The sequence below is a fragment of the Mesorhizobium ventifaucium genome (genome assembly GCF_935822925.1).
Classification (GTDB): domain Bacteria; phylum Pseudomonadota; class Alphaproteobacteria; order Rhizobiales; family Rhizobiaceae; genus Mesorhizobium; species Mesorhizobium ventifaucium.
The window spans coordinates 22,172-40,786 of sequence record NZ_CAKXZS010000049.1; the positions used below are offsets into that span (position 1 = coordinate 22,172).

Annotated in this window: 17 protein-coding genes, 1 tRNA gene and 1 pseudogene; 13 read left to right on the plus strand and 6 right to left on the minus strand. The window is 60.4% G+C overall.

Annotated elements, in window-relative coordinates; translation table 11 throughout:
- Positions 1-44 precede the first annotated feature (44 nt).
- The 5 genes from NMG70_RS28950 to NMG70_RS28970 all read left to right on the plus strand — a co-directional run bounded on the left by NMG70_RS28950 (position 45) and on the right by NMG70_RS28970 (position 4,353).
- Complete coding sequence (locus NMG70_RS28950; protein WP_254027650.1) at positions 45-806, plus strand: 3-hydroxyacyl-CoA dehydrogenase; 762 nt, start codon at positions 45-47, stop codon at positions 804-806.
- A 6-nt stretch (positions 807-812) separates the two neighbouring features.
- Positions 813-2,003, plus strand: a complete 1,191-nt coding sequence (locus tag NMG70_RS28955; protein WP_254027651.1) for a CaiB/BaiF CoA transferase family protein — start codon at positions 813-815, stop codon at positions 2,001-2,003.
- Between the two features lie 37 nt (positions 2,004-2,040).
- Positions 2,041-2,802 (plus strand): HugZ family pyridoxamine 5'-phosphate oxidase, encoded by a 762-nt coding sequence (locus tag NMG70_RS28960; RefSeq protein WP_254027652.1) that lies wholly within the window; start codon positions 2,041-2,043, stop codon positions 2,800-2,802.
- Positions 2,803-2,975: 173 nt separating this feature from the next.
- Positions 2,976-3,314: an ArsR/SmtB family transcription factor gene (locus NMG70_RS28965; RefSeq protein ID WP_254020034.1), complete on the plus strand. Its 339-nt coding sequence runs from the start codon at positions 2,976-2,978 to the stop codon at positions 3,312-3,314.
- Between the two features lie 235 nt (positions 3,315-3,549).
- Positions 3,550-4,353 carry a TrmH family RNA methyltransferase gene (locus NMG70_RS28970; protein ID WP_254027653.1) on the plus strand — a complete coding sequence of 268 codons (804 nt, stop codon included), beginning with the start codon at positions 3,550-3,552 and terminating at the stop codon, positions 4,351-4,353.
- A 29-nt stretch (positions 4,354-4,382) separates the two neighbouring features.
- On the opposite strand, the gene NMG70_RS28975 is transcribed toward NMG70_RS28970, so the two are convergent.
- Positions 4,383-5,549 (minus strand): coiled-coil domain-containing protein, encoded by a 1,167-nt coding sequence (locus tag NMG70_RS28975; RefSeq protein WP_254027654.1) that lies wholly within the window; start codon positions 5,547-5,549, stop codon positions 4,383-4,385.
- A 148-nt stretch (positions 5,550-5,697) separates the two neighbouring features.
- The gene (locus NMG70_RS28980) at positions 5,698-6,279 is read right to left on the minus strand and encodes a DUF1134 domain-containing protein (RefSeq protein ID WP_254027655.1); all 582 of its coding nucleotides are present in this window, start codon (positions 6,277-6,279) and stop codon (positions 5,698-5,700) included.
- Positions 6,280-6,633: 354 nt separating this feature from the next.
- Between NMG70_RS28980 and chpT the strand changes: the two genes are divergently transcribed.
- Together chpT and NMG70_RS28990 are read left to right on the plus strand one after the other, a co-directional pair.
- Positions 6,634-7,263 carry a histidine phosphotransferase ChpT gene (gene chpT, locus NMG70_RS28985; RefSeq protein ID WP_077380165.1) on the plus strand — a complete coding sequence of 210 codons (630 nt, stop codon included), beginning with the start codon at positions 6,634-6,636 and terminating at the stop codon, positions 7,261-7,263.
- Positions 7,264-7,504: 241 nt separating this feature from the next.
- A complete protein-coding gene (locus NMG70_RS28990) occupies positions 7,505-7,873 on the plus strand; it encodes a response regulator (RefSeq protein ID WP_254027656.1) in 369 nt (122 codons plus the stop codon).
- Positions 7,874-7,998: 125 nt separating this feature from the next.
- Here NMG70_RS28990 and ctrA read toward each other — a convergent pair whose 3' ends face one another.
- Positions 7,999-8,694, minus strand: a complete 696-nt coding sequence (gene ctrA, locus NMG70_RS28995; protein ID WP_006203583.1) for a response regulator transcription factor CtrA — start codon at positions 8,692-8,694, stop codon at positions 7,999-8,001.
- Between the two features lie 450 nt (positions 8,695-9,144).
- On the opposite strand from ctrA, the gene NMG70_RS29000 reads away from it, so the two are divergent.
- Positions 9,145-9,522, plus strand: coding sequence for a flagellar export protein FliJ (locus tag NMG70_RS29000; protein WP_029349790.1), 378 nt, complete (start codon positions 9,145-9,147; stop codon positions 9,520-9,522).
- Positions 9,523-10,003: 481 nt separating this feature from the next.
- Here the strand turns inward: NMG70_RS29000 and sciP are convergent, their stop codons facing one another.
- Entirely contained in the window at positions 10,004-10,279 is a 276-nt protein-coding gene (sciP, locus tag NMG70_RS29005) for a CtrA inhibitor SciP (protein WP_013529904.1), read from the minus strand.
- A 98-nt stretch (positions 10,280-10,377) separates the two neighbouring features.
- Between sciP and NMG70_RS33400 the strand changes: the two genes are divergently transcribed.
- Together NMG70_RS33400 and mnmA are read left to right on the plus strand one after the other, a co-directional pair.
- The gene (locus tag NMG70_RS33400; RefSeq protein WP_436798483.1) at positions 10,378-10,557 is read left to right on the plus strand and encodes a hypothetical protein; all 180 of its coding nucleotides are present in this window, start codon (positions 10,378-10,380) and stop codon (positions 10,555-10,557) included.
- Entirely contained in the window at positions 10,554-11,744 is a 1,191-nt protein-coding gene (mnmA, locus tag NMG70_RS29010) for a tRNA 2-thiouridine(34) synthase MnmA (RefSeq protein ID WP_254020039.1), read from the plus strand. The genes NMG70_RS33400 and mnmA overlap by 4 nt, the downstream gene beginning before the upstream one ends.
- 76 nt (positions 11,745-11,820) lie before the next feature.
- On the opposite strand, the gene NMG70_RS29015 is transcribed toward mnmA, so the two are convergent.
- On the minus strand, positions 11,821-12,786 hold the full coding sequence (locus NMG70_RS29015) for a Gfo/Idh/MocA family protein (RefSeq protein WP_254027661.1): 966 nt from the start codon (positions 12,784-12,786) through the stop codon (positions 11,821-11,823).
- Between the two features lie 323 nt (positions 12,787-13,109).
- On the opposite strand from NMG70_RS29015, the gene NMG70_RS29020 reads away from it, so the two are divergent.
- The 3 genes from NMG70_RS29020 to NMG70_RS29030 all read left to right on the plus strand — a co-directional run bounded on the left by NMG70_RS29020 (position 13,110) and on the right by NMG70_RS29030 (position 16,775).
- A tRNA-Met gene (locus NMG70_RS29020) sits at positions 13,110-13,186 on the plus strand.
- 208 nt (positions 13,187-13,394) lie between these two features.
- Positions 13,395-14,579, plus strand: coding sequence for a tyrosine-type recombinase/integrase (locus tag NMG70_RS29025; RefSeq protein WP_254027657.1), 1,185 nt, complete (start codon positions 13,395-13,397; stop codon positions 14,577-14,579).
- Positions 14,580-14,735: 156 nt separating this feature from the next.
- Positions 14,736-16,775, plus strand: coding sequence for an AAA family ATPase (locus tag NMG70_RS29030; protein WP_254027658.1), 2,040 nt, complete (start codon positions 14,736-14,738; stop codon positions 16,773-16,775).
- Positions 16,776-17,467: 692 nt separating this feature from the next.
- On the opposite strand, the pseudogene NMG70_RS29035 reads toward NMG70_RS29030, so the two are convergent.
- Positions 17,468-17,662: pseudogene (locus NMG70_RS29035) on the minus strand (IS5/IS1182 family transposase); the annotation flags it as partial.
- Positions 17,663-18,615: the final 953 nt, after the last annotated feature.

Here is an 18,615-nt window from a genome sequence, read left to right on the forward strand (position 1 = left end):
GCGCGTCGATTGAATCCGACGCCCTTTAGATGGAGGACGCCGACATGAACCCGAACGGCCAGATTGCGATCGTCACCGGCGGCGGTTCCGGCCTCGGCGAGGCGACGGCACGTGCACTGGCCGCGAAGGGCGCCGGCGTTGCGATCCTCGACCTCGGCATCGAGCGCGCGGCGAAGATTGCGGCCGATATCGGCGGCCTCGCCATCCAATGCGACGTAAGCAGCGCCGACGGCGGTGCTGCTTCAGTGGCAGAAGTCGTAAAAAAGTTCGGCGAACCCCGTATCCTGGTCAATTGCGCCGGCATCGCCATCGGCATGAAGACGATCGGCAAGGACGGTCCGCACCCGCTCGACCAATACCGCAAGGTGATCGAGGTCAATTTGATCGGCACCTTCAACATGATCCGCCTCGTCGCCGACCGGGCCGCGAAGCTTGAGCCGCTGGCGGGCGGCGAGCGCGGCGTCATCGTCAACACGGCATCGGTCGCCGCCTATGACGGTCAAATCGGCCAGGCGGCCTACTCGGCCTCCAAAGGCGGCGTCGTCGGCATGACGCTGCCGGTGGCGCGCGATCTTGCCCGGTCGGGCATTCGCGTCTGCACCATCGCCCCCGGCATCTTCAAGACGCCGATGATGGCCGGTATGCCGCAAGAGGTGCAGGATTCGCTGGGCGCCGCGGTCCCCTTCCCGTCCCGTCTCGGCGAGCCTTCCGAATATGCGGCCCTTGTGCTGCACATTATCGAAAACCAGATGCTCAACGGCGAGACCATCCGCCTCGACGGCGCCATCCGCATGGCGCCGAAGTAGCCGACCATGAGTGCCGAAGTGGCCCTTCAGGCGAAGACCGGCCCGCTCGCCGGCCTGACGGTGATTGAGATCGCCGGGCTTGGACCGGTGCCGCTGGCCGGCCTGATTTTGTCGGAAATGGGAGCCGAGGTGCTGCGCATCGAGCGGGCTGGGTCGAGCAAACCGTTTCTGGCGCTACCGGACGAATACGACATCGACTGTCACGGCCGCTCCGTCCTGCGGATTGACCTGAAGCGCCGGGAAGGCGCCGAACTGGTGCTGCGCCTTGCCGAAAAGGCCGACATGCTGGTCGAAGGGTTTCGTCCTGATGTCATGGAGCGGCTTGGTCTCGGGCCGGATGCGGTACTGGCGCGCAATCCGGCCCTGATCTACGGCCGCATGACGGGGTTCGGCCAGGACGGTCCGCTATCGGGGCGTGCCGGCCACGACATCACCTACCTCGCCTATTCGGGTGTGCTGCATGCCATCGGCCAGCAAGGAGGCCGGCCAGTCCCACCGCTCAACCTTGTTGCCGACTACGGCGGCGGCGCCATGGTGCTGGTCGCCGGCGCACTGGCCGCCCTGTTTGAGCGCTCGCGCTCCGGCAAGGGTCAGGTGATCGACGCCGCGATGACCGAGGGCGCTTCAATGCTGGCGACACCTGTGCACGCCCTGATGGCGGCGGGCCTGTGGAGTGACACGCGCGGCGCGAACCTGCTCGATTCCGGCGCGCCCTTTTACGACACCTATGAGACCGCGGACGCACGGCACGTCGCCGTCGGCTGCCTTGAGCCCCGCTTCTTCGCCGAATTCGCAAGACTGCTGCCGCTCGACCAAATTTTTGTACGCGGCCAATACGACAGGAATTTGTGGCCGCAGATGCGGGCCGCCATTGTCGATCGGGTCGGGCAGAAGTCACGAGACGACTGGGACCGTCTCTTTGCTGCGACCGATGCTTGCGTCGCCCCGGTCTTGTCGCTGCGGGAAGCCAGGGATCATCCGCACAATCGCGCTCGCAACGCCTTCTTGAAGTCGGGTGCGCTTGAGCGCCCCGCCCCAGCGCCGCGCTTTTCGCGCTCCCGGCCGACGCTTGCCGCCATGCCGGCCGATCACGATTGTCAGGCGGTGACGGTGCTGGCACGCTTTGGCCTTTCGGAAAGCGAGACTGAGGCCCTTGTCAAATCCGGGGCCCTTGTCAAATCCGGTGTGATAGGTTGATAACTGGAGGCAAAAATCAGCTTAATACGGTGTGGATTTGAACGATCGAAAGAAGGACGTGATCCGCGAGACCGACGCCGAAGCGATCAGGCTGGCGAAGACGCTGATCCGCAGTGCCCGTTTCGGCGCGCTGGCGGTGATCGAGCCCGGGACCGGTTCGCCGCTGGCCAGCAGGGTTGGTGTTGCCACCGATATCGACGGCACGCCGCTGATCCTTGTGTCGATGCTGTCCGCCCATACCGGCGCGATCCTTGCCGACCCGCGCTGTTCGCTGCTTGTCGGCGAGCCCGGCAAGGGCGACCCGCTGGCGCACCCGCGGTTGACGCTCGTCTGTCGGGCGGCACGGCTTGAGCGTGGATCCGACGAGCACGCCCGCGCCGAACGGCGCTATCTCAACCGCAATCCCAAGGCGATGCTCTATGCCGGTCTTGGCGACTTCTCGATCTTCCGGCTCGAGCTGGAGCGCGCCAGTCTCAACGGCGGCTTTGGCAAGGCCTACCTGCTCGAACGCGCCGATCTGGTCACGACCGCGCCGATCGTCGAAGAGCTTGCCGCTGGCGAACAATCAGCCCTCGACCATATGAATGCCGACCATAGCGACGCAATTGCCGTCTACGCGCACCACTTCGCCAAGGCAGCGGGCGACGGCTGGGTCGTCACCGGCTTTGACGCCGACGGCATGGACCTGGCATTGGGCGACGATGTCTGCCGGGTGTTCTTTCCCGAGCCATTGAGGACGGCGCGCGAGCTCAGGCATGTTCTGGTCGACATGGCAAAAACCGGCCGAGTGGCGGATTAAACACAGTCCGACAGTTAATCGCGTTGGGTCGAAAGCAAGTCTTGAGGTTTGAGCGAGATGTTCTACCCTTTCCCGGTCGCGTTGAATCGGCAGCGCACATTCGCGAGTGAGCCTATGGAATCAGACGCTATTGCCCCCATAGCGCCGGATGAACAGGAAGGTATGGGGGATCGATGGTCTCGAAAAAGCTAATCGCCAATACCGAATCAGCGGCTTCGTTTCTGACGCTGATGGGCAACGAGAAACGACTGTTGATCATGATCTACCTGGCCGACGGTGAAATGTCGGTCGGCGCTATCGCCGAAAAGGTTCTGCTCAGCCAATCCGCCCTGTCACAGCATCTAGCCAAACTGCGGGCGCTCGATCTCGTCGAGACAAGGCGCGACCGGCAGATGATCTACTATTCCTGCAAATCCGATGCCGTGCGCGAACTTCTCAACACGCTGGACGGGATTTTCGGCGAGGGTGAGCTATCGCAGATGGCATACCGCCCGCGTCGCTCCGGGACTTGACCGGCCAATGTATGTCGCCCAAAGCCTGCCCTTGGGCTTGACCCGAGCGTGCGAAGCGGTTTTGGGATAACGACATGCATAAAAGCAAGAACTGGCCCAAGCACCCCCTACCTCGATGACGGTTCTTAGAGCGACTTGCGTCCACTTGGATGCAGAAAGTACTTTGGATCCACGCACCGAACTGTCCGAAAGCGCACTACGATTTTCGGAGCGATGCGTGTCCGCCGAGGCAAGCATGCGCCCGATTCGTATCGAAGACCCGCAAGACCCGCGCGTCGCCGCCTATCTCGACATTCGCGAGCGCGATCTTGCCGGCCGGCAGGGCCGTTTCATTGCCGAAGGCAAGGGGGTGCTCGAAGCGCTGCTCGCGGCCAAACGCTTTACCGCCGAATCGGTGCTGGTACTCGAAAACCGGCTGGCAGGCCTCGACGCAACCCTGCGCAAGGCGCCCGCGGACCTTCCGGTCTACGTGGCGGCCAGCGAGGTCATGGACAGGATTGCCGGCTTTCACATGCATCGCGGCATACTGGCGATCGGCCGCAAGGGCGAGGCGCAGCCTGCTGAGGCCTTGCTGGATACCCTGCCCGCCCGCGCGTTGATCGTCGTGCTGGTCGGCATCGCCAACCATGACAATATGGGCTCGATCTTTCGCAACGCCGCCGCCTTCGGCGCCGATGCGGTGTTTCAGGACGCGACCTGCTGCGATCCTCTGTACCGCAAGGCAATCCGCGTTTCGGTCGGCGCCGCGCTGAAAATTCCTTTTGCCTGCTTCACTGAGACCGTCGGCTTCACGGCGGCGCTCGACCGGCTGGGCTTCGGCCAATTCGCGTTGTCGCCGCGCGGGCAAACCGACATCCGCGACGCGAAAAGGACCGAACGGCTGGCACTCTATCTCGGCACTGAAGGCGAAGGCCTGCCCGAGATACTGCTCGCCCGGCTCCGGACGGTGCGGATCGATATGGCAGAAGGCTTCGACAGCCTGAACGTCGCCGCCGCGTCAGCCATCGCATTACATCATTTCTCGGCACGCAGGACCTGAGCCGCACAAGTCAGCATCGCTGCCTGGGCTCAATGCACCGATTCGGCCTTCTGCAGCGCCCGCACGCGATCGGCAAGGCTGCGTTCACCGCTTCCCGGTGGGTTGGGTGCGGCAAGCGCCTTTGCGATCGGCGATTCCGGGCCGTCGAGCTTCGCCGTCAGGGCGACGACCTGCGCCGCCAGGTCGCTCATCTGCTCGCGCAATGCAGCGCTGGCGCGGCGCGCATCGTCGCCGCCTTCGGATTTGGATGCCTCGAAGGCGGCAAGATCCGTTTTCAGTTTCTTGTTCTCGCGGGCCAGTTCCGTCAGCCTCGCCTCCAACCGCTCGCGGTCGCTGTAGAGCTTGGCGATGGCTTTTTGGGTGTCGTCGTCCTTGACGGCCGGATCGGCCCGACTGACTTGCGCTCCGACGAGACGCACCGCCGACGGGTTTTCCACGCTTTCGCTTTTCAGCTTTTCGCGAAGCCGCACGATTTCCTTTTCGCGGCGTTCAAGCTTGTCCTCGCGATCGGCAAGCGTGGCGAGTAGGCGCTCGATCTTCCTGTCCAGTTCGCCGGTCCTTTTCTTCTCGGCCTTCAACGCGTCCCGCGCGGCCTTGCTCTCGGCCGCGATCTCCTGTTGGCGTCTGTCCGCCTCCTTGCGCTGGCCGCGCAGCACGGAAATGTCATCGGCCAGTTTTTGCAGTTGGGATTCGCGCGCCACAAGTTCGATCTGACGGCTGCTGGAGGAAAAGCTGGCGTCGTCATACATGTGCTCCAGTTTTTTCAGCTCGAGCACACGCTTTTCCAGGGCATGCTCGGTTTGAGCAAGCCGATCCGACAAAAGTTGCAACTGGTCTTTGCGCTGCCGAAGGTCTTCGCCCTTGACCTCGAGTTCCGAAAGCGCCTGTTGCTTGTCCTTCCTCTCGAGCGCCAGCTCCTTCAGCGCCTCGCGGCCACGGCCGATCTCGACAAGCTGTTCGGCCGATTTCTCGCGCAACGACTTGACGCTCATCTCAAGCCGACGCGTCGACATGGCGAACTCGGCGCGGATGCGGTCCTTTTCCGCCTGGATCTCGGCCAGCGTCAGCGGCATCGAGCCCTCGACGCGTTTACGCGTCAGCATCACGGCCCGCCGCCAGATGGCCGGGGCAATCATCAGCGCCAGAAAGCCGGCGCAGAGAAAGCCGAGGACAAAGAACAGGACCGACTGAATCAAGGTGACTATCCGTTATGAACGGCAAACAACTGTAAAGGAATGTGCCACGTTCGCATGACGGAATTCCAGTGCCGCGGCAAGGGTCTGCCGCAGCAATGTTCAGACCGTCGATCCTGGAACCAATCGCGGTGACGGGGCAACCGCTTGCTCAGAATGGATTCCAGGTGGCGCGCTGGGTAAGCTTGAGATAGCCGAGATTGACGCCAAGCCGGGCGCCGACGCCGGTACGGATCGGCACCAGCAGCACATTGTTGTTCTTCATCACGTTGAAGCCGACGCCAGCCACGAGGTAGGCGGAGCCGGCAAGGCCGCCGAAACGATTGTAGAGGCTGTTCACATCGTCGAGATTATAGACCAGCATCATCACCCGCGAGCCCTCGCCGCCAAAATCCCAGCCGAGCGACGGGCCCTGCCAGAACACTTTGTGATCGCCGGCATTCTTGGTGTAGAGTGTGCCTTCGCCATAGGTCAGGCCACCGATCAGGGCGCCCGAGCCCTCCTCGCCAAGCAAATAGCCATTGGGCAGGCCGTAGGAGGCGAAAATCTTCTCCACGACGGTGGCGAGCCCGCCCGACGTCGCACCGAAGAATTTATGACCGGAATCGACGACCTCCTGAGCGGTGTATTCCTGGGCCCGCGAAGGCGAGGTTGAAAAGACGACAAGGCCCATGAGAGCGATCGCCATTGAGATGACACGGAAAACACTCCGGTCGTAGTATCGGGAAAACATGCTTCCAATCTCCGTCAGGGAGCACTTTCGCCGACGCCTCGCATCCGTGCGGCTCTTTGGCGGCCGTTAAGAATGACTGTTACGGACAAACTATGCCGTAATCCTTTTTCAACCATTAAGCTTTCAAACGAAAATGGCGGTTAGAAGGCTGGTTTCGAGCTGGTTTCGCGTCGGCCCGCAATATCCGCACCCTGCTTGAACACACCATTTTCGCTAACGACAATTCCGGATCTGTTGCTGCACGCTCAGGCGCTGTGTATTCAGTAGGCCTTGGGAGAGAGTGTGATTCGTGTGGACAGGGTGATCATTGATCACCCGGCCATTTCCAGTGAAATTTTGCAGGGACTTTCGCCGATGGCCGAGCTTTTCACCCTTTCCGCACCCGATCTCGCCGCGCTTTTGTGCAGTCGGGTCTGCCACGACATCATTTCGCCGGTCGGCGCCATAAACAACGGGCTTGAGCTGCTCGACGAAGGCGGCGCCGACGAAGACGCCATGAAATTGATTCGCCAGAGCGCCAGAAACGCTTCGGCCCGCCTGCAATTCGCCCGCATCGCCTTCGGCGCAGCCGGTTCTGCCGGCATGATGATCGACACTGGGGATGCCGAGGCCGTTGCGATCGCCTTCTTGAAGAACGAGAAGCCGGAACTGATCTGGAATGGAACCCGTGCGCTGCTGCCGAAGAACAAGGTAAAGCTGCTGCTCAATCTCATTCTCGTCGCCAACGCTGCCATTCCGCGTGGCGGTAAGCTTACGGTCACGCTTGAAAACCTCGACACAGAACCACGCTTTGCGCTCGCGGCGAGCGGTCCGATGCTGCGCGTGCCGCCCAAATTCCTAGAGCTCCATTCCGGCAACAAGCCTGAAGAACCGATCGACGCGCATTCGGTGCAGCCCTACTACACGCTGCTTTTGGCGCGCGAGGCGAACATGACGATATCAATCCACGCGACCGCAGAAGAAATCGTCCTCTCGGCTGCTTGAATTGCCAAGCTGATTGAAAAGAACAGACAAGCGTTGTTCAGACAATATTTACGCGCCATTACGGCCGAATGAAATGGACCTCCCAGGCTAGTCGGCCGAAGCATCGGTAAAGAAGTTTCCGTAAAAGCTGTTCTGGCAAGAATTTTATCTATTGGCTTTTCAGCTTCTTTACCGGATTGACCCTACGGTGCCTCCCAGACCGCGACGCTGCCGGGTTGCCGCATGGCAAAGAGGGCCGGAAATGAAACGCTGCATGCTCATCGACGATTCGAGCGTCATCAGGAGGGTTGCAAAGCGCATCCTGGGTGGTTCCGACATGCTGGTCATCGAAGCAGCTACCGGGCTTGATGCGGTTGAGATGTGCACTGCCGACATGCCGGATATCATCATTGTCGACGGCGCCTTGCCGGACATGCAGGCCGAGGACGTCATCCGCCGCGTACGCGCCATGGAAAGTCCGATACAACCCCAGATCCTGATTTCGCTGGTTGAGGTCGACGTCGCATCGATCATGCGCGCAAAGCGCGCCGGCGCCCAAGGCTATCTGCTGAAGCCGTTCACTCGGCCACAACTTCTCGAACGCTTCCGCACCTTGAGATTTGCAGCCTGATTCGCCGCCGCTGGCGCATGGCCGCGGCAATCGGCGCTCCAATATCCGCGACAATAACATAAAACGCAAAATCCGGCCGAAGCCGGATTTTTGTCGGAAAAATCGATCGAATCGGCGTCGTCAGTTCAGGCGCTGACGCGGATGTCTTCCGGCTCGCGCAGCACGTAGCCGCGACCCCAAACCGTCTCGATGTAGTTCTGGCCGCCGGAAGCAGCGTCGAGCTTCTTGCGCAGCTTGCAGATGAAGACGTCGATGATCTTCAGTTCCGGTTCGTCCATGCCGCCGTAAAGGTGGTTGAGGAACATTTCCTTCGTGAGCGTAGTGCCCTTGCGCAGCGAGAGCAGCTCCAGCATCTGGTATTCCTTGCCGGTCAGATGCACGCGCTGGCCACCGACCTCAACGGTCTTGGCATCAAGGTTGACCACCAGGTCGCCGGTGGTGATGACCGACTGGGCATGGCCCTTAGAACGGCGCACGATGGCGTGGATGCGGGCGACCAGTTCGTCCTTGTGGAACGGCTTGGTCATATAGTCGTCAGCGCCGAAGCCGAGGCCACGTACCTTGTCCTCGATGCCGGCCATGCCGGAGAGGATCAGGATCGGCGTCTTCACTTTGGAAAGGCGAAGTGTTCTCAACACCTCATATCCCGACATGTCGGGGAGATTGAGATCGAGCAGGATGATGTCGTAGTCGTAGAGCTTACCTAGATCGACACCTTCTTCGCCAAGATCCGTCGTATAGACATTGAAACTTTCCGATTTCAGCATCAGCTCGATGCTTTGTGCGGTCGCACTGTCATCTTCTATCAGCAGAACACGCATTTCATTCCCCTTTTCTGCTGCCGGACCTTTTCACGACCCGTCCAGGACCGGAGCAGTGATTGCCTGAGCAGAGGCTGCCATCGAATGGTTAACAAAACCTAATTCCGTGCCGTTGACGGTATCAGATTTTTTAACCCCTTTCTACACCTTGTTGAATCTAATAGTGAATCACAGAACCAACCGCTAATGCAAAACATTAATAAGCCAGACTAAGTGACTCCAGGGACTCGCTGGCCGTGCTTCCGCTTCGAGCGCCTGAATTTTTACCCGGCCTTAAGTCCTGAGCCGTATGATTAACAATGCCCGTAAACGAATGGTTACCGCCGGCAAAAAACTTTAGGATTTTGTTTCCCATAGTTCCGGTAAAGTCGGTGGAAGCGGATCGAAGCCTGCGTTTGCCAGGCGGATTGGACGATATGTGCAGGTGTGCGTTTCCAGGAGTACCGAATCATGAAGTCACGTGAAAACCTCGTTCGGCTGAAGCAGTTTCAGGTGAACGAGAAGCGGCGGCAGTTGCTGCAACTCGACATGATGATCGCCGAATTCGAGCGCATGGCTGTCGAACTGGAACTCCAGATCACTGCCGAAGAAAAGAAAGCCGGCATCACCGACATCAACCATTTTGCCTATCCGACCTTCGCTAAGGCAGCGCGCCTGCGCCGCGACAATCTCAGGAATTCGCAAAGCGACCTCGCCCAGCAGCGTAGCGTTGCCGAATCACTGCTCGGCGAAGCCGAAGCGGAGCTATCCAAGGCAGAAATGCTGGAATCGCGCGACACCAAGATCCGCGACGCCGAGACCGGCGGCCGCAGCGCCATGATCGGCTGAAAACAAGGCTTTAAGGCCAGTCAACGCCCAGCGATCAGGGCGTTGCTCATCTGGAACGTCGCCGCTCATTGGTCGAGCTGCCGCCCCGTTCAGGGCCTACGCTACCGAATCCCGTTTATGTTCCGCGACCTTATCTGATTGAGCAGCGGTTCTGAACCATCTTGCAAGCGTCGCGCCGCCCCTCATCTGGCTGCAGCCATCTTCTCCCGTGAACGGGGAGAAGGACGCCGTCCTCAAAGATTTCGCCAATCTCCAGCGTCGCAGAAAGAGCGCCAAGGCTGCGGCCAGCTTCTTTCTCCCCGTAAACGGGGAGAAATGCCCGGCAGGGCAATGAGGGGCGGCGCCGGACGATCGAAATAAGTCGCAACACTCGACGACGCCTCCACCCCGGCCATTCGGTGCTTGCGCACCACGCGCCATGCTGGCGGCACTCGCAAAAATGGCGCGGATTGTCGCGCCTTTTGAGTTCGTCGAACCAGCCTTAATGCCGATATTGCTGGATGCGCGTGGTGCGCAGCCCGGCAAGGCCATATTCGTCGATCGACGCCTGCCAGGACAGGAATTCCTCGGTGGTCAGCTTGTAGCGCTGGCATGCCTCGTCGAGGCTCAAAAGCCCACCGCGCACCGCCGCTACCACTTCGGCCTTGCGCCGGATAACCCAGCGACGTGTGTTCGTCGGCGGCAGATCGGCAATCGTAAGTGGGCTGCCGTCAGGCCCGATAACATATTTGACGCGCGGTCTAACAAGATCGGTCATCGTACTCTCTACTAAAAACTCAAAGACCCAATCCCCACCACATTACCGCCACAGCTTTAAAAATTGCCTAAGCGAACGCTAATAGCTAGGTAAGGATCATGAACGCCGCGTTAGTCTTTTCGTCGGCATTTGAGATATCTGCCCGCAAGCGCCAAATCCATTCTAAAAAAATCGGCCGGTTCGCGAAGCTGGCGCACCCGGAAAGCTTGACCTATATTCCGGCCATGGGCATTCAAGCGCCGTCATTCAGAGCGCCTTGCAGAACGAAAGAACCATGAACAGCCTCGACCTTCCCGGACGCCCCGAAGATACCCGCATCGTTGTTGCCATGTCGGGCGGCGTCGATTCGTCGGTCGTTGCCGGCCTTTTGAAGCATGAAGGCTATGATGTCGTCGGGGTCACGCTGCAGCTCTACGACCATGGCGCGGCAACCCACCGGGCCGGCTCGTGCTGCGCCGGCCAGGACATCGACGATGCCCGCCGCGTCTCCGAGACGCTCGGCATTCCGCATTATGTGCTCAACTACGAGGAGCGCTTCCGCAAGGCGGTGATCGACCCCTTCGCCGAGAGCTATGTGGCCGGCGAAACGCCGATCCCTTGCGTTTCCTGCAACCAGACGGTGAAATTCGCCGACCTCCTGGCGACCGCCAAGGAACTCGGCGCCGAGGCGCTGGCCACCGGCCATTACATCCGCTCCGGCGCCAACGGCGCCCATCGCGCATTATACCGGCCGGTCGACGCGGACCGCGACCAGAGCTATTTCCTGTTCGCCACCACACAGGCGCAGATCGACTATTTGCGCTTTCCGCTTGGCGGCCTGTCGAAGCCGCAGGTTCGCGCCATCGCCGAGGAAATGGGGCTGACGGTCGCCGCCAAGCAGGACAGCCAGGACATCTGCTTCGTGCCGCAGGGTAAGTACTCCGATATCATCGCCAAGCTGAAGCCGACTGCTGCCAATCCGGGCGACATCGTCCATATCGACGGCCGCGTGCTCGGCCGCCATGAAGGCATTTTGCGCTACACGATCGGTCAGCGCCGCGGCATCGGCATTGCCTCGGGCGAGCCGCTCTACGTCGTCCATCTCGACGCCGACCGGGCCCGCGTCGTCGTTGGCCCGCGCGAGGCGCTGGAAACGCACAAGATCTATTTGCGCGACATGAACTGGCTGGGCGACGCTGCGCTGTCAGATTTCCCGGCCGCCGGGCTGGAGCTTTTCGCCAAGGTCCGCTCGACACGCCCGCCACGCCCGGCCGTGCTGCATCACAACGCCGGCATCACTTCGGTGGAACTGGTCGACGGCGAGTCCGGTATCGCGCCCGGCCAGGCCTGCGTGCTCTATTCCGACGACGGCAACGAGGCCCGCGTTTTCGGCGGCGGCTTCATCGAGCGTTCCGAACGCGGCGCCGAGGCCGAGGCGATGCTGACGCGGCTGGCGGCCCGGCCGGCGCAGATTCCCGCCGAATAGACGATAATCCCGATTCTATCGGGATGGATCAGGTTCTGATACAGCCGCACTTTCTCCCAGGAAGACGATCCGGCTCTCAGGAAGACGATCCGGTGTGGGCAATCGTGCCAGCGGTCAGGATACGCAGCACCCTGATGGCTTCCTCGCCGCTAGTACGCGGTTCTGCCCGCGTCTCGATGCACTGGATGAAATGCTCAAGCTCTCGCGTCAGCGGCATGCCCTCGCCCACTGCCACATAGGATGGCTCGTTGGTGGTAAAGGCCCATTGGCCGCTGTCTTGCCATACCGCGTGGCGGTAGACGGCGAGCTTGCGCTCCCACGGCTCGACATCATCGAACACCGCCATCGCCTTGGTGCCGACCACGGTCAGCCGGCGTTCGCGGTAAGGATTGAGCCGCGACGCGAAGAGATGGCTGCGCAGACCGTTGGGAAAGCGCATGTGCAGATGCGCAAAATCGCTGAGATTGTCGAGGAGTGCTGCCCCTTCGCCACGCACCTCGATCGGTTCCGTGCCGGTGATGGCCAGGATCATCGACAGATCGTGCGGCGCCAGATCCCACAGCGCGTCGTTCTCGGTGTGGAATTTGCCGAGCCCGAGCCGGTGCGAATGGATATAGCGGACCTCGCCGAGCTCGCCATTGTCGATCAACGCCTTCAACGTCTCGAAGGCGGGATGGAAGCGCAGCACATGTCCGACCATGAAGACGCGGCCATTGTCGGCCGCCGCCTTCACCGATCGCTCGGCATCGGCCACCGTCAGCGCGATCGGCTTCTCCACCAGCACGTCCTTGCCGCCCTGGACAGCGCGCACCGCCATATCGGCGTGGAACTGCGGCGGCAGCGCCATCACGATGGCGTCGATGTCACTGCGCACAAACAGCGCCTCCGGCTCGATCGCCAGGCAATCCTGCTCACTGGCGAAACCTTCGGCGCGGGCAGGGTTGACGTCCGAGACCGCGTGCAGCGCGCCGAGCGCCTTGAGGGTGCGGATGTGGTTGCTGCCCCAGTATCCGCATCCGAGGACTGCAATGCGCGGTTTCATCATTCCAACTCGAGAATTTCGTGGCCGAGACATAGCGGCGCGCCCCGCCGAACTCAACCCGGCATTTCTGTACCCAATTATCTGCCCGGCAAAGCTTTTCGGCCATCAGAGCGACGTGCGTCCGCCTGGACACACAAAGTACGTCGCAAGACCGTGAAGCTTGGCGATGCGACAGGATGCGACGGCGCCAGACCGGCTGCATCGACTCCGGCCTGCATCGATGCTTGACAGGCTTGGCGTCTCAACCTTATATCCGCCCGACCTTGGCGAACGCTTCGACATGCCTGCTGATTTAAGGCGGATTTCGGGCCTTTCGCCGCCCTGGCGGGGTAGCTCAGTTGGTTAGAGCACGGGAATCATAATCCTGGGGTCGGGGGTTCAAGTCCCTCTCCCGCTACCAATCCTCTCACAAACGCGAATAGAGCCCATTTGGGTCGTTTCGCTTGTCTGAAAAACAACAATAATTTCACATATTTAGTGAACATAGGCCATTTTCGACCTGTCTAGTCCGGTCAAGTGGGATCGGGGCCACTTGCTTGTGTTGGTATCGATTGTTGGTAGTGTCGAAAAACTCGATACCAACAATCCGGACGCAAGGGACTCACATCATGCCATTGACCGATTCAGCGTGCCGGGCCGCCAAAGCTGAAGGCAGGGCCAAGAAACTGTCGGACGGTGGCGGGCTCTATCTGTACGTCCCGCCAACCGGCTCCAAGGCGTGGCGCATGAACTACCGCTTCGCCGGCAAGCAAAAAACCCTTTCATTCGGTCCCTACCCTCGCGTGACACTGGCTGACGCGCGGGCGCTGCGCGAGAATGCTAAACGCGCCTTGGCCGATGGCGTCGACCCAGCAGCTATCAAAGGTAAGACCGCCACGGGCGCACACGACAGCTTCGAAGCCATTGCCCGCGAGTGGCACGGGGCACAGGAGTCATCGTGGGTATCAGCCCATGCCGAGCGCGTGTTAAGCCGCTTCGTTCGGGACGTGTTTCCCGATCTTGGCGCCCGCCCTGTGCCGACCATCACCGCGCCGGAAATCCTCGAAGTGTTGCGCAAGGTCGAGGCGCGCGGTGCGTTAGACGTGACCAAGCGGCTGCGCCAGTCTATCGGGGCAGTCTTCCGCTATGCCATCGCCACGAGCCGCGCTGTGCGCGATCCAGTCGCTGATCTTCGCGGCGCACTCAAAGCAACGCCGAAGCCTGTTCATATGGCCTCGCTGAAGGCGAATGAGATCAGCGACTTTCTCGGCAGGCTCAGCGCATATGACGGCGAGCGGCAAACCGCCCTGGCGATCGAATTTATCATGCATACCGCAGTCCGGACCAATGAATTGCGGTTCGGGCGATGGTCCGAGATCGACGGCGACCTGTGGCGCATTCCAGCCGAACGGATGAAGGCCGGCCGCGACCATCTCGTGCCGCTGACAAAGCAGAGCAAGCGGCTACTGTCAGAACTGAAAAAGATTGCCGGTGACTCCGAATGGATTGTGCCGGGAGCGCGCGGCGGTAAGCCCTTAAGTGCGAATACCATGATTTTTGCCTGCTATCGAATGGGCATGCATGGACGACTCACGATTCATGGGTTGCGCTCATCCTTCAGCACGATCGCCAACGAAGCAGGCCTCTGGACCGGAGACGCGATTGAATGGGCGCTCGCGCATTCGAGCGGCAACAAGGTCAGAAGCTCTTACAATCACGCCGCGTACCTGGACGAACGGCGCCGGCTTATGACTTGGTGGTCCGATTATCTCACCGCCAAGCATCCGAACGACCTTTCAGCCTTGCTTGATTGACATTCAACAAAATAGTGAAAGTCATTTTGATTCAATGGGTTATAGGAATCGCACCTCGACTTGCTGCGCTAGCACATGGTATGAAGCGGTCAGTATAGAAACGCGAAACCCGCCACGGCTACGAACCGGGCGGGCAAAAATCCAAAGGATCAAGTTTTGCACCCCTCTGATACCAATTCGCCCGACGCGGCACAAGTCCCGAACTCAAATTCTGATTGCATTTCGCAAGCAGATGATGACATCTCCGATCTGCTCGGCTACGAAACCGTCCCGCATATCGCGACTAATTTAGCCGTTGCGCTGGACTTGGCGAAGCGCGGATTCGCCGTTTTCCCATGCAGGGAATACGGCCCGAAGGGGGTCATCAAAAGCCCATACACCGAACATGGCAAAGACGACGCCTCGACCGATCTCGACTTTATACGGCGCTGGTGGCTTCATCATCCGAAGGCGATTGTAGGGCTGCCCTGCCGACGCAACGGCTTGGCCGTACTCGACCTCGACCGGCACCGCGCGGACCAAGACGGCATCGAAGCGTTGCGCGGCCTTGGATATGATCCCGACACCACGTCGCCATTCACGGTCGATACGGCAGCGGATGGGCGGCACCTTTATTTTCAGCCCCGCGATGGGTTGAGCGATTCCAGCGAGCATCTACCCGATGGAATCGACATCAAGTATAACGGCTATGTCATTGCAGCCGGCAGCACTATGGCCGATGGGCGGCGATACCATACCGGCGCCGGCCCGCTTGCGCTTGAGCGGCTTCCCGCATGGCCGGCCGCGCTGCTGCCACCGAAACGCAATGACTTCGACCTGACCCGCCTGCTTGGGCCTGACCCGATGCCGGTGGATTGGTCGGAAGTCAAACGAGCCCTAGTATACGTCGACCCGGATTGCTCTCGAGATGAGTGGATGCGCATCGGCATGGCGATTCACGCCGGCAGCGATGGCAGTCAAGAGGCATTTGAGCTTTGGGACGGCTGGTCTTCCAAGGCGACGGAACCGGGCAAGTACAATCGTCGGGAGATGGTGGGCCAGTGGCGCAGCTTCGGTCGTCGCGACGGGATCAACATCGACACCCTGTTTTATATTGCAACCGAATGCGGCTGGACGCGCGGGCTGGATATCAGCGCTGATGATTTTGACGACCTAGGCGAGCAGAAATTAAAGCCTGACGCAACGCCCTCGCGCCTCACATTCCTGTCCCCTTCCGATTGCGAGGCAGCGCCCTCGCGCGGCTATCTGATCAAAGGGCTTTTCGCGCCCGGCGACGTGGCATGCATCTTCGGCGCCCCTGGTGCTGGCAAATCACTTCTGGCGCCCCGCCTTGGCTATGCCGTTGCACAAGGCACCGAGACCTTTGGGATGCGCTCCAAGCAGGGCAGCGTCTTCTATGTCGCGGCTGAAGACCCTCAGGGAATGCCTGGTCGCGTGAAGGCGTTGCGCAAGGCGCACGGCGAGGCAGAAGACTTCCAATTGGTGGAAGGCGTATCGAACTTACTTGCCGACAAATCGCCCGATCTGGTCGCACTGGTCGCGGTAGTGAAAGAACGCAGACCGGCGCTGATATTCATCGACACGTTGGCGATGGCCTTCCCCGGCCTCGAAGAAAACGACGCCAAGAGCATGGGGCGCGTTGTGGCGGTAGCTCGACTCCTCGCGTCGTGGGGCGCTGCCGTTGTGCTCATCCACCACGACACGAAAGCAGAAGGTGCAACGCCTCGCGGGCATAGCTTGCTGAACGGCGCTCTTGATGTGGCATTGCATGTGAAGCGCGACGAAAACGGCGTCATTCGAGGGAAACTCACGAAGAACCGCAACGGCACATGCGAGCGAGACATCGCCTTTAAGATCGCAGTCGAAGACGGCGGCACGGACGAAGACGGCGACACGGTAACGCTGCCACGCTGTTTCGAGTTGATGGGCGCAGCGAAGAAGACGGATGAGCGGCTATCGGCCTCAGTCAAAGCCGCTCTCGACATTCTGGACACGTTAGGAGGCGGGACGACCGAAAAGGCCTGGCGCGAGGCTTGCGCTGAAGGGCGCACTGTATCCGCTGCCGAGGATAGGGAGTCGCGCGTGAGAGCGTTCAAACGGGCGGCCGAAAGGTTGATCCGCAGCCACCATGTCGAGTTCGCAAATGGGCGGTATCGCATCCCCTGTGGTTTTGACGACTGTGAGGATGAGACATGAAAACCGGACAAACCGGACAGACAACCGGACAAACCGGACAACAGACCGGCAAAGTGGGGTAGCAAAACCGGACAGACACGGACACACCCCTTAGAGGGTGTCCGGTGTCCGGTCTGCCTCATGCCCGGACAAGTGGGAAGGGAAGCAACCCACAAGCCAAATCGATCCTATCGCACTCGATCCTATCGCATTCCCCCTCGGGTCCCGCCCATGGCAGCCGGGTGCGGGGAACACAGGTATATTTTCCTCTCAAACTGTTTTACTGCCTACATTTTCAAATTTCGCGCGATTCGCGCTCAGTGCCTCCCTCCCGGCATCAGCGCCGCCAAGAAGGACCCAGAGCCACTACATCCTGTAATAGCCATAGTCGAATTCGGCTCGAAGTCAGTTGAACCTGACGCCGGAGGCGACCAGTACCTGGGGATAGCCTGCTTTGCGCCCAGGAGCAGTCCTTCGATTTTGTCATTTAACGGCTGCTTAGCCGAATTTGAGACAGCGAAATTACCTCAAACGCAGAGTTGGAATCCCGCTCTCTCCGCCATTTTCACCATAATACTAATAAATATCAATAGGATATGGATTAAGCAGGTAGCGACCCGCCTTTAAGCCCGCCATTAGAGAAGGCGCGCCTTCGACCTCGCCTAAGGTCGTCGTCCCGGGCGATTCAGCGCCGCGATGAGCAGCCCCAAAAGCTACCCGAACCAGTTGAGCAGCAGCGAGAAGTTGTAGCCGGTTGCGGCTAGGATGGCGTTGACGGCATCGCCTTGCTCGCATGCGAGATGATTGCGGCCCATTCGGTAATCGGCCTTGATGTGGCCGATCACCGGCTCGATCGCCGAGCGGCGGCTCATCTGGCGCTTGATGGCCGGTGTGACGCGGCGCTTTTGCGAAACCAATAGAGGCAGCGCAGGCAGCAGATAGTGCGGCTGCTTGCCGGATATGGCACTGAATACCAGGCAATTCCCCCATGCACCAGACGGCCAGAAACTGAAGCGTTCGGAAATCCCGCTGACTTACATCGTTCCGGTCGCGAAGACGTGCCCAAGGTCGTGCGGCCCATAGACGGGAGAGAGCCCCCATGGCAGCAGCACCACCGGCAGCAGAAGCAGATAGAATAGAACGGACGCACATGAACACCGCGGGCTGATCCTGAAACGCGGCCGGCGGACTGCTCCCACACCAGGCCGTAGGCGAAGTCGCTGCCGGTGCTGTAGAGCGTCCTCTCTTTCCTCATGTGGCCGCATCAACTTCTTCACGATGGCTGCGAGTGCTGATGTCAACGGCTCCTTCGGCGTCATGATGATGATCATTGCCGTGCCGACGGATTGGCGAATGTGGGGCGGCTTTGGACCGAGAGCCGACCTTCGTCTTTATACCTCGACCGCGTAGGGCCCGACGGGACGGCGTTCCGGCTGAGAGGTTATTCGATTTCAGTTGCAACGCGGACCGGCGCAGGTGCCGAAGTCCAGTTTAAACTCTGATGGATCGATTAGCGATGTGGGCCGAGCCGTAGAGGCTTATCGGCAGCTAGGCCAACGGCACCAAAGCGTAGGTCTTGTCGCCGTTGTTGTGCACGTGACCGACACGCAATCCTTGTCAGATTGCACCAATTGGCCGGATCATCGGCTTCGCGGCTTCGACGGTGATGCGGCAGGAGAAAATCTGCAGGTGAGTTGGTCGGACCTGGAAAGCCGGACCCGGATCATCCTCACGAGCTGACTGCCCGGAGCCCTGCTCTGCGACAACAATGTCGCGCCATCTGCCGATGTTCCCGAGGTCTCTCCAAAGCCGACATTCGCTGTACATTTGCCTCGCATGAGGCTGGCAAGCTGTATGCGGA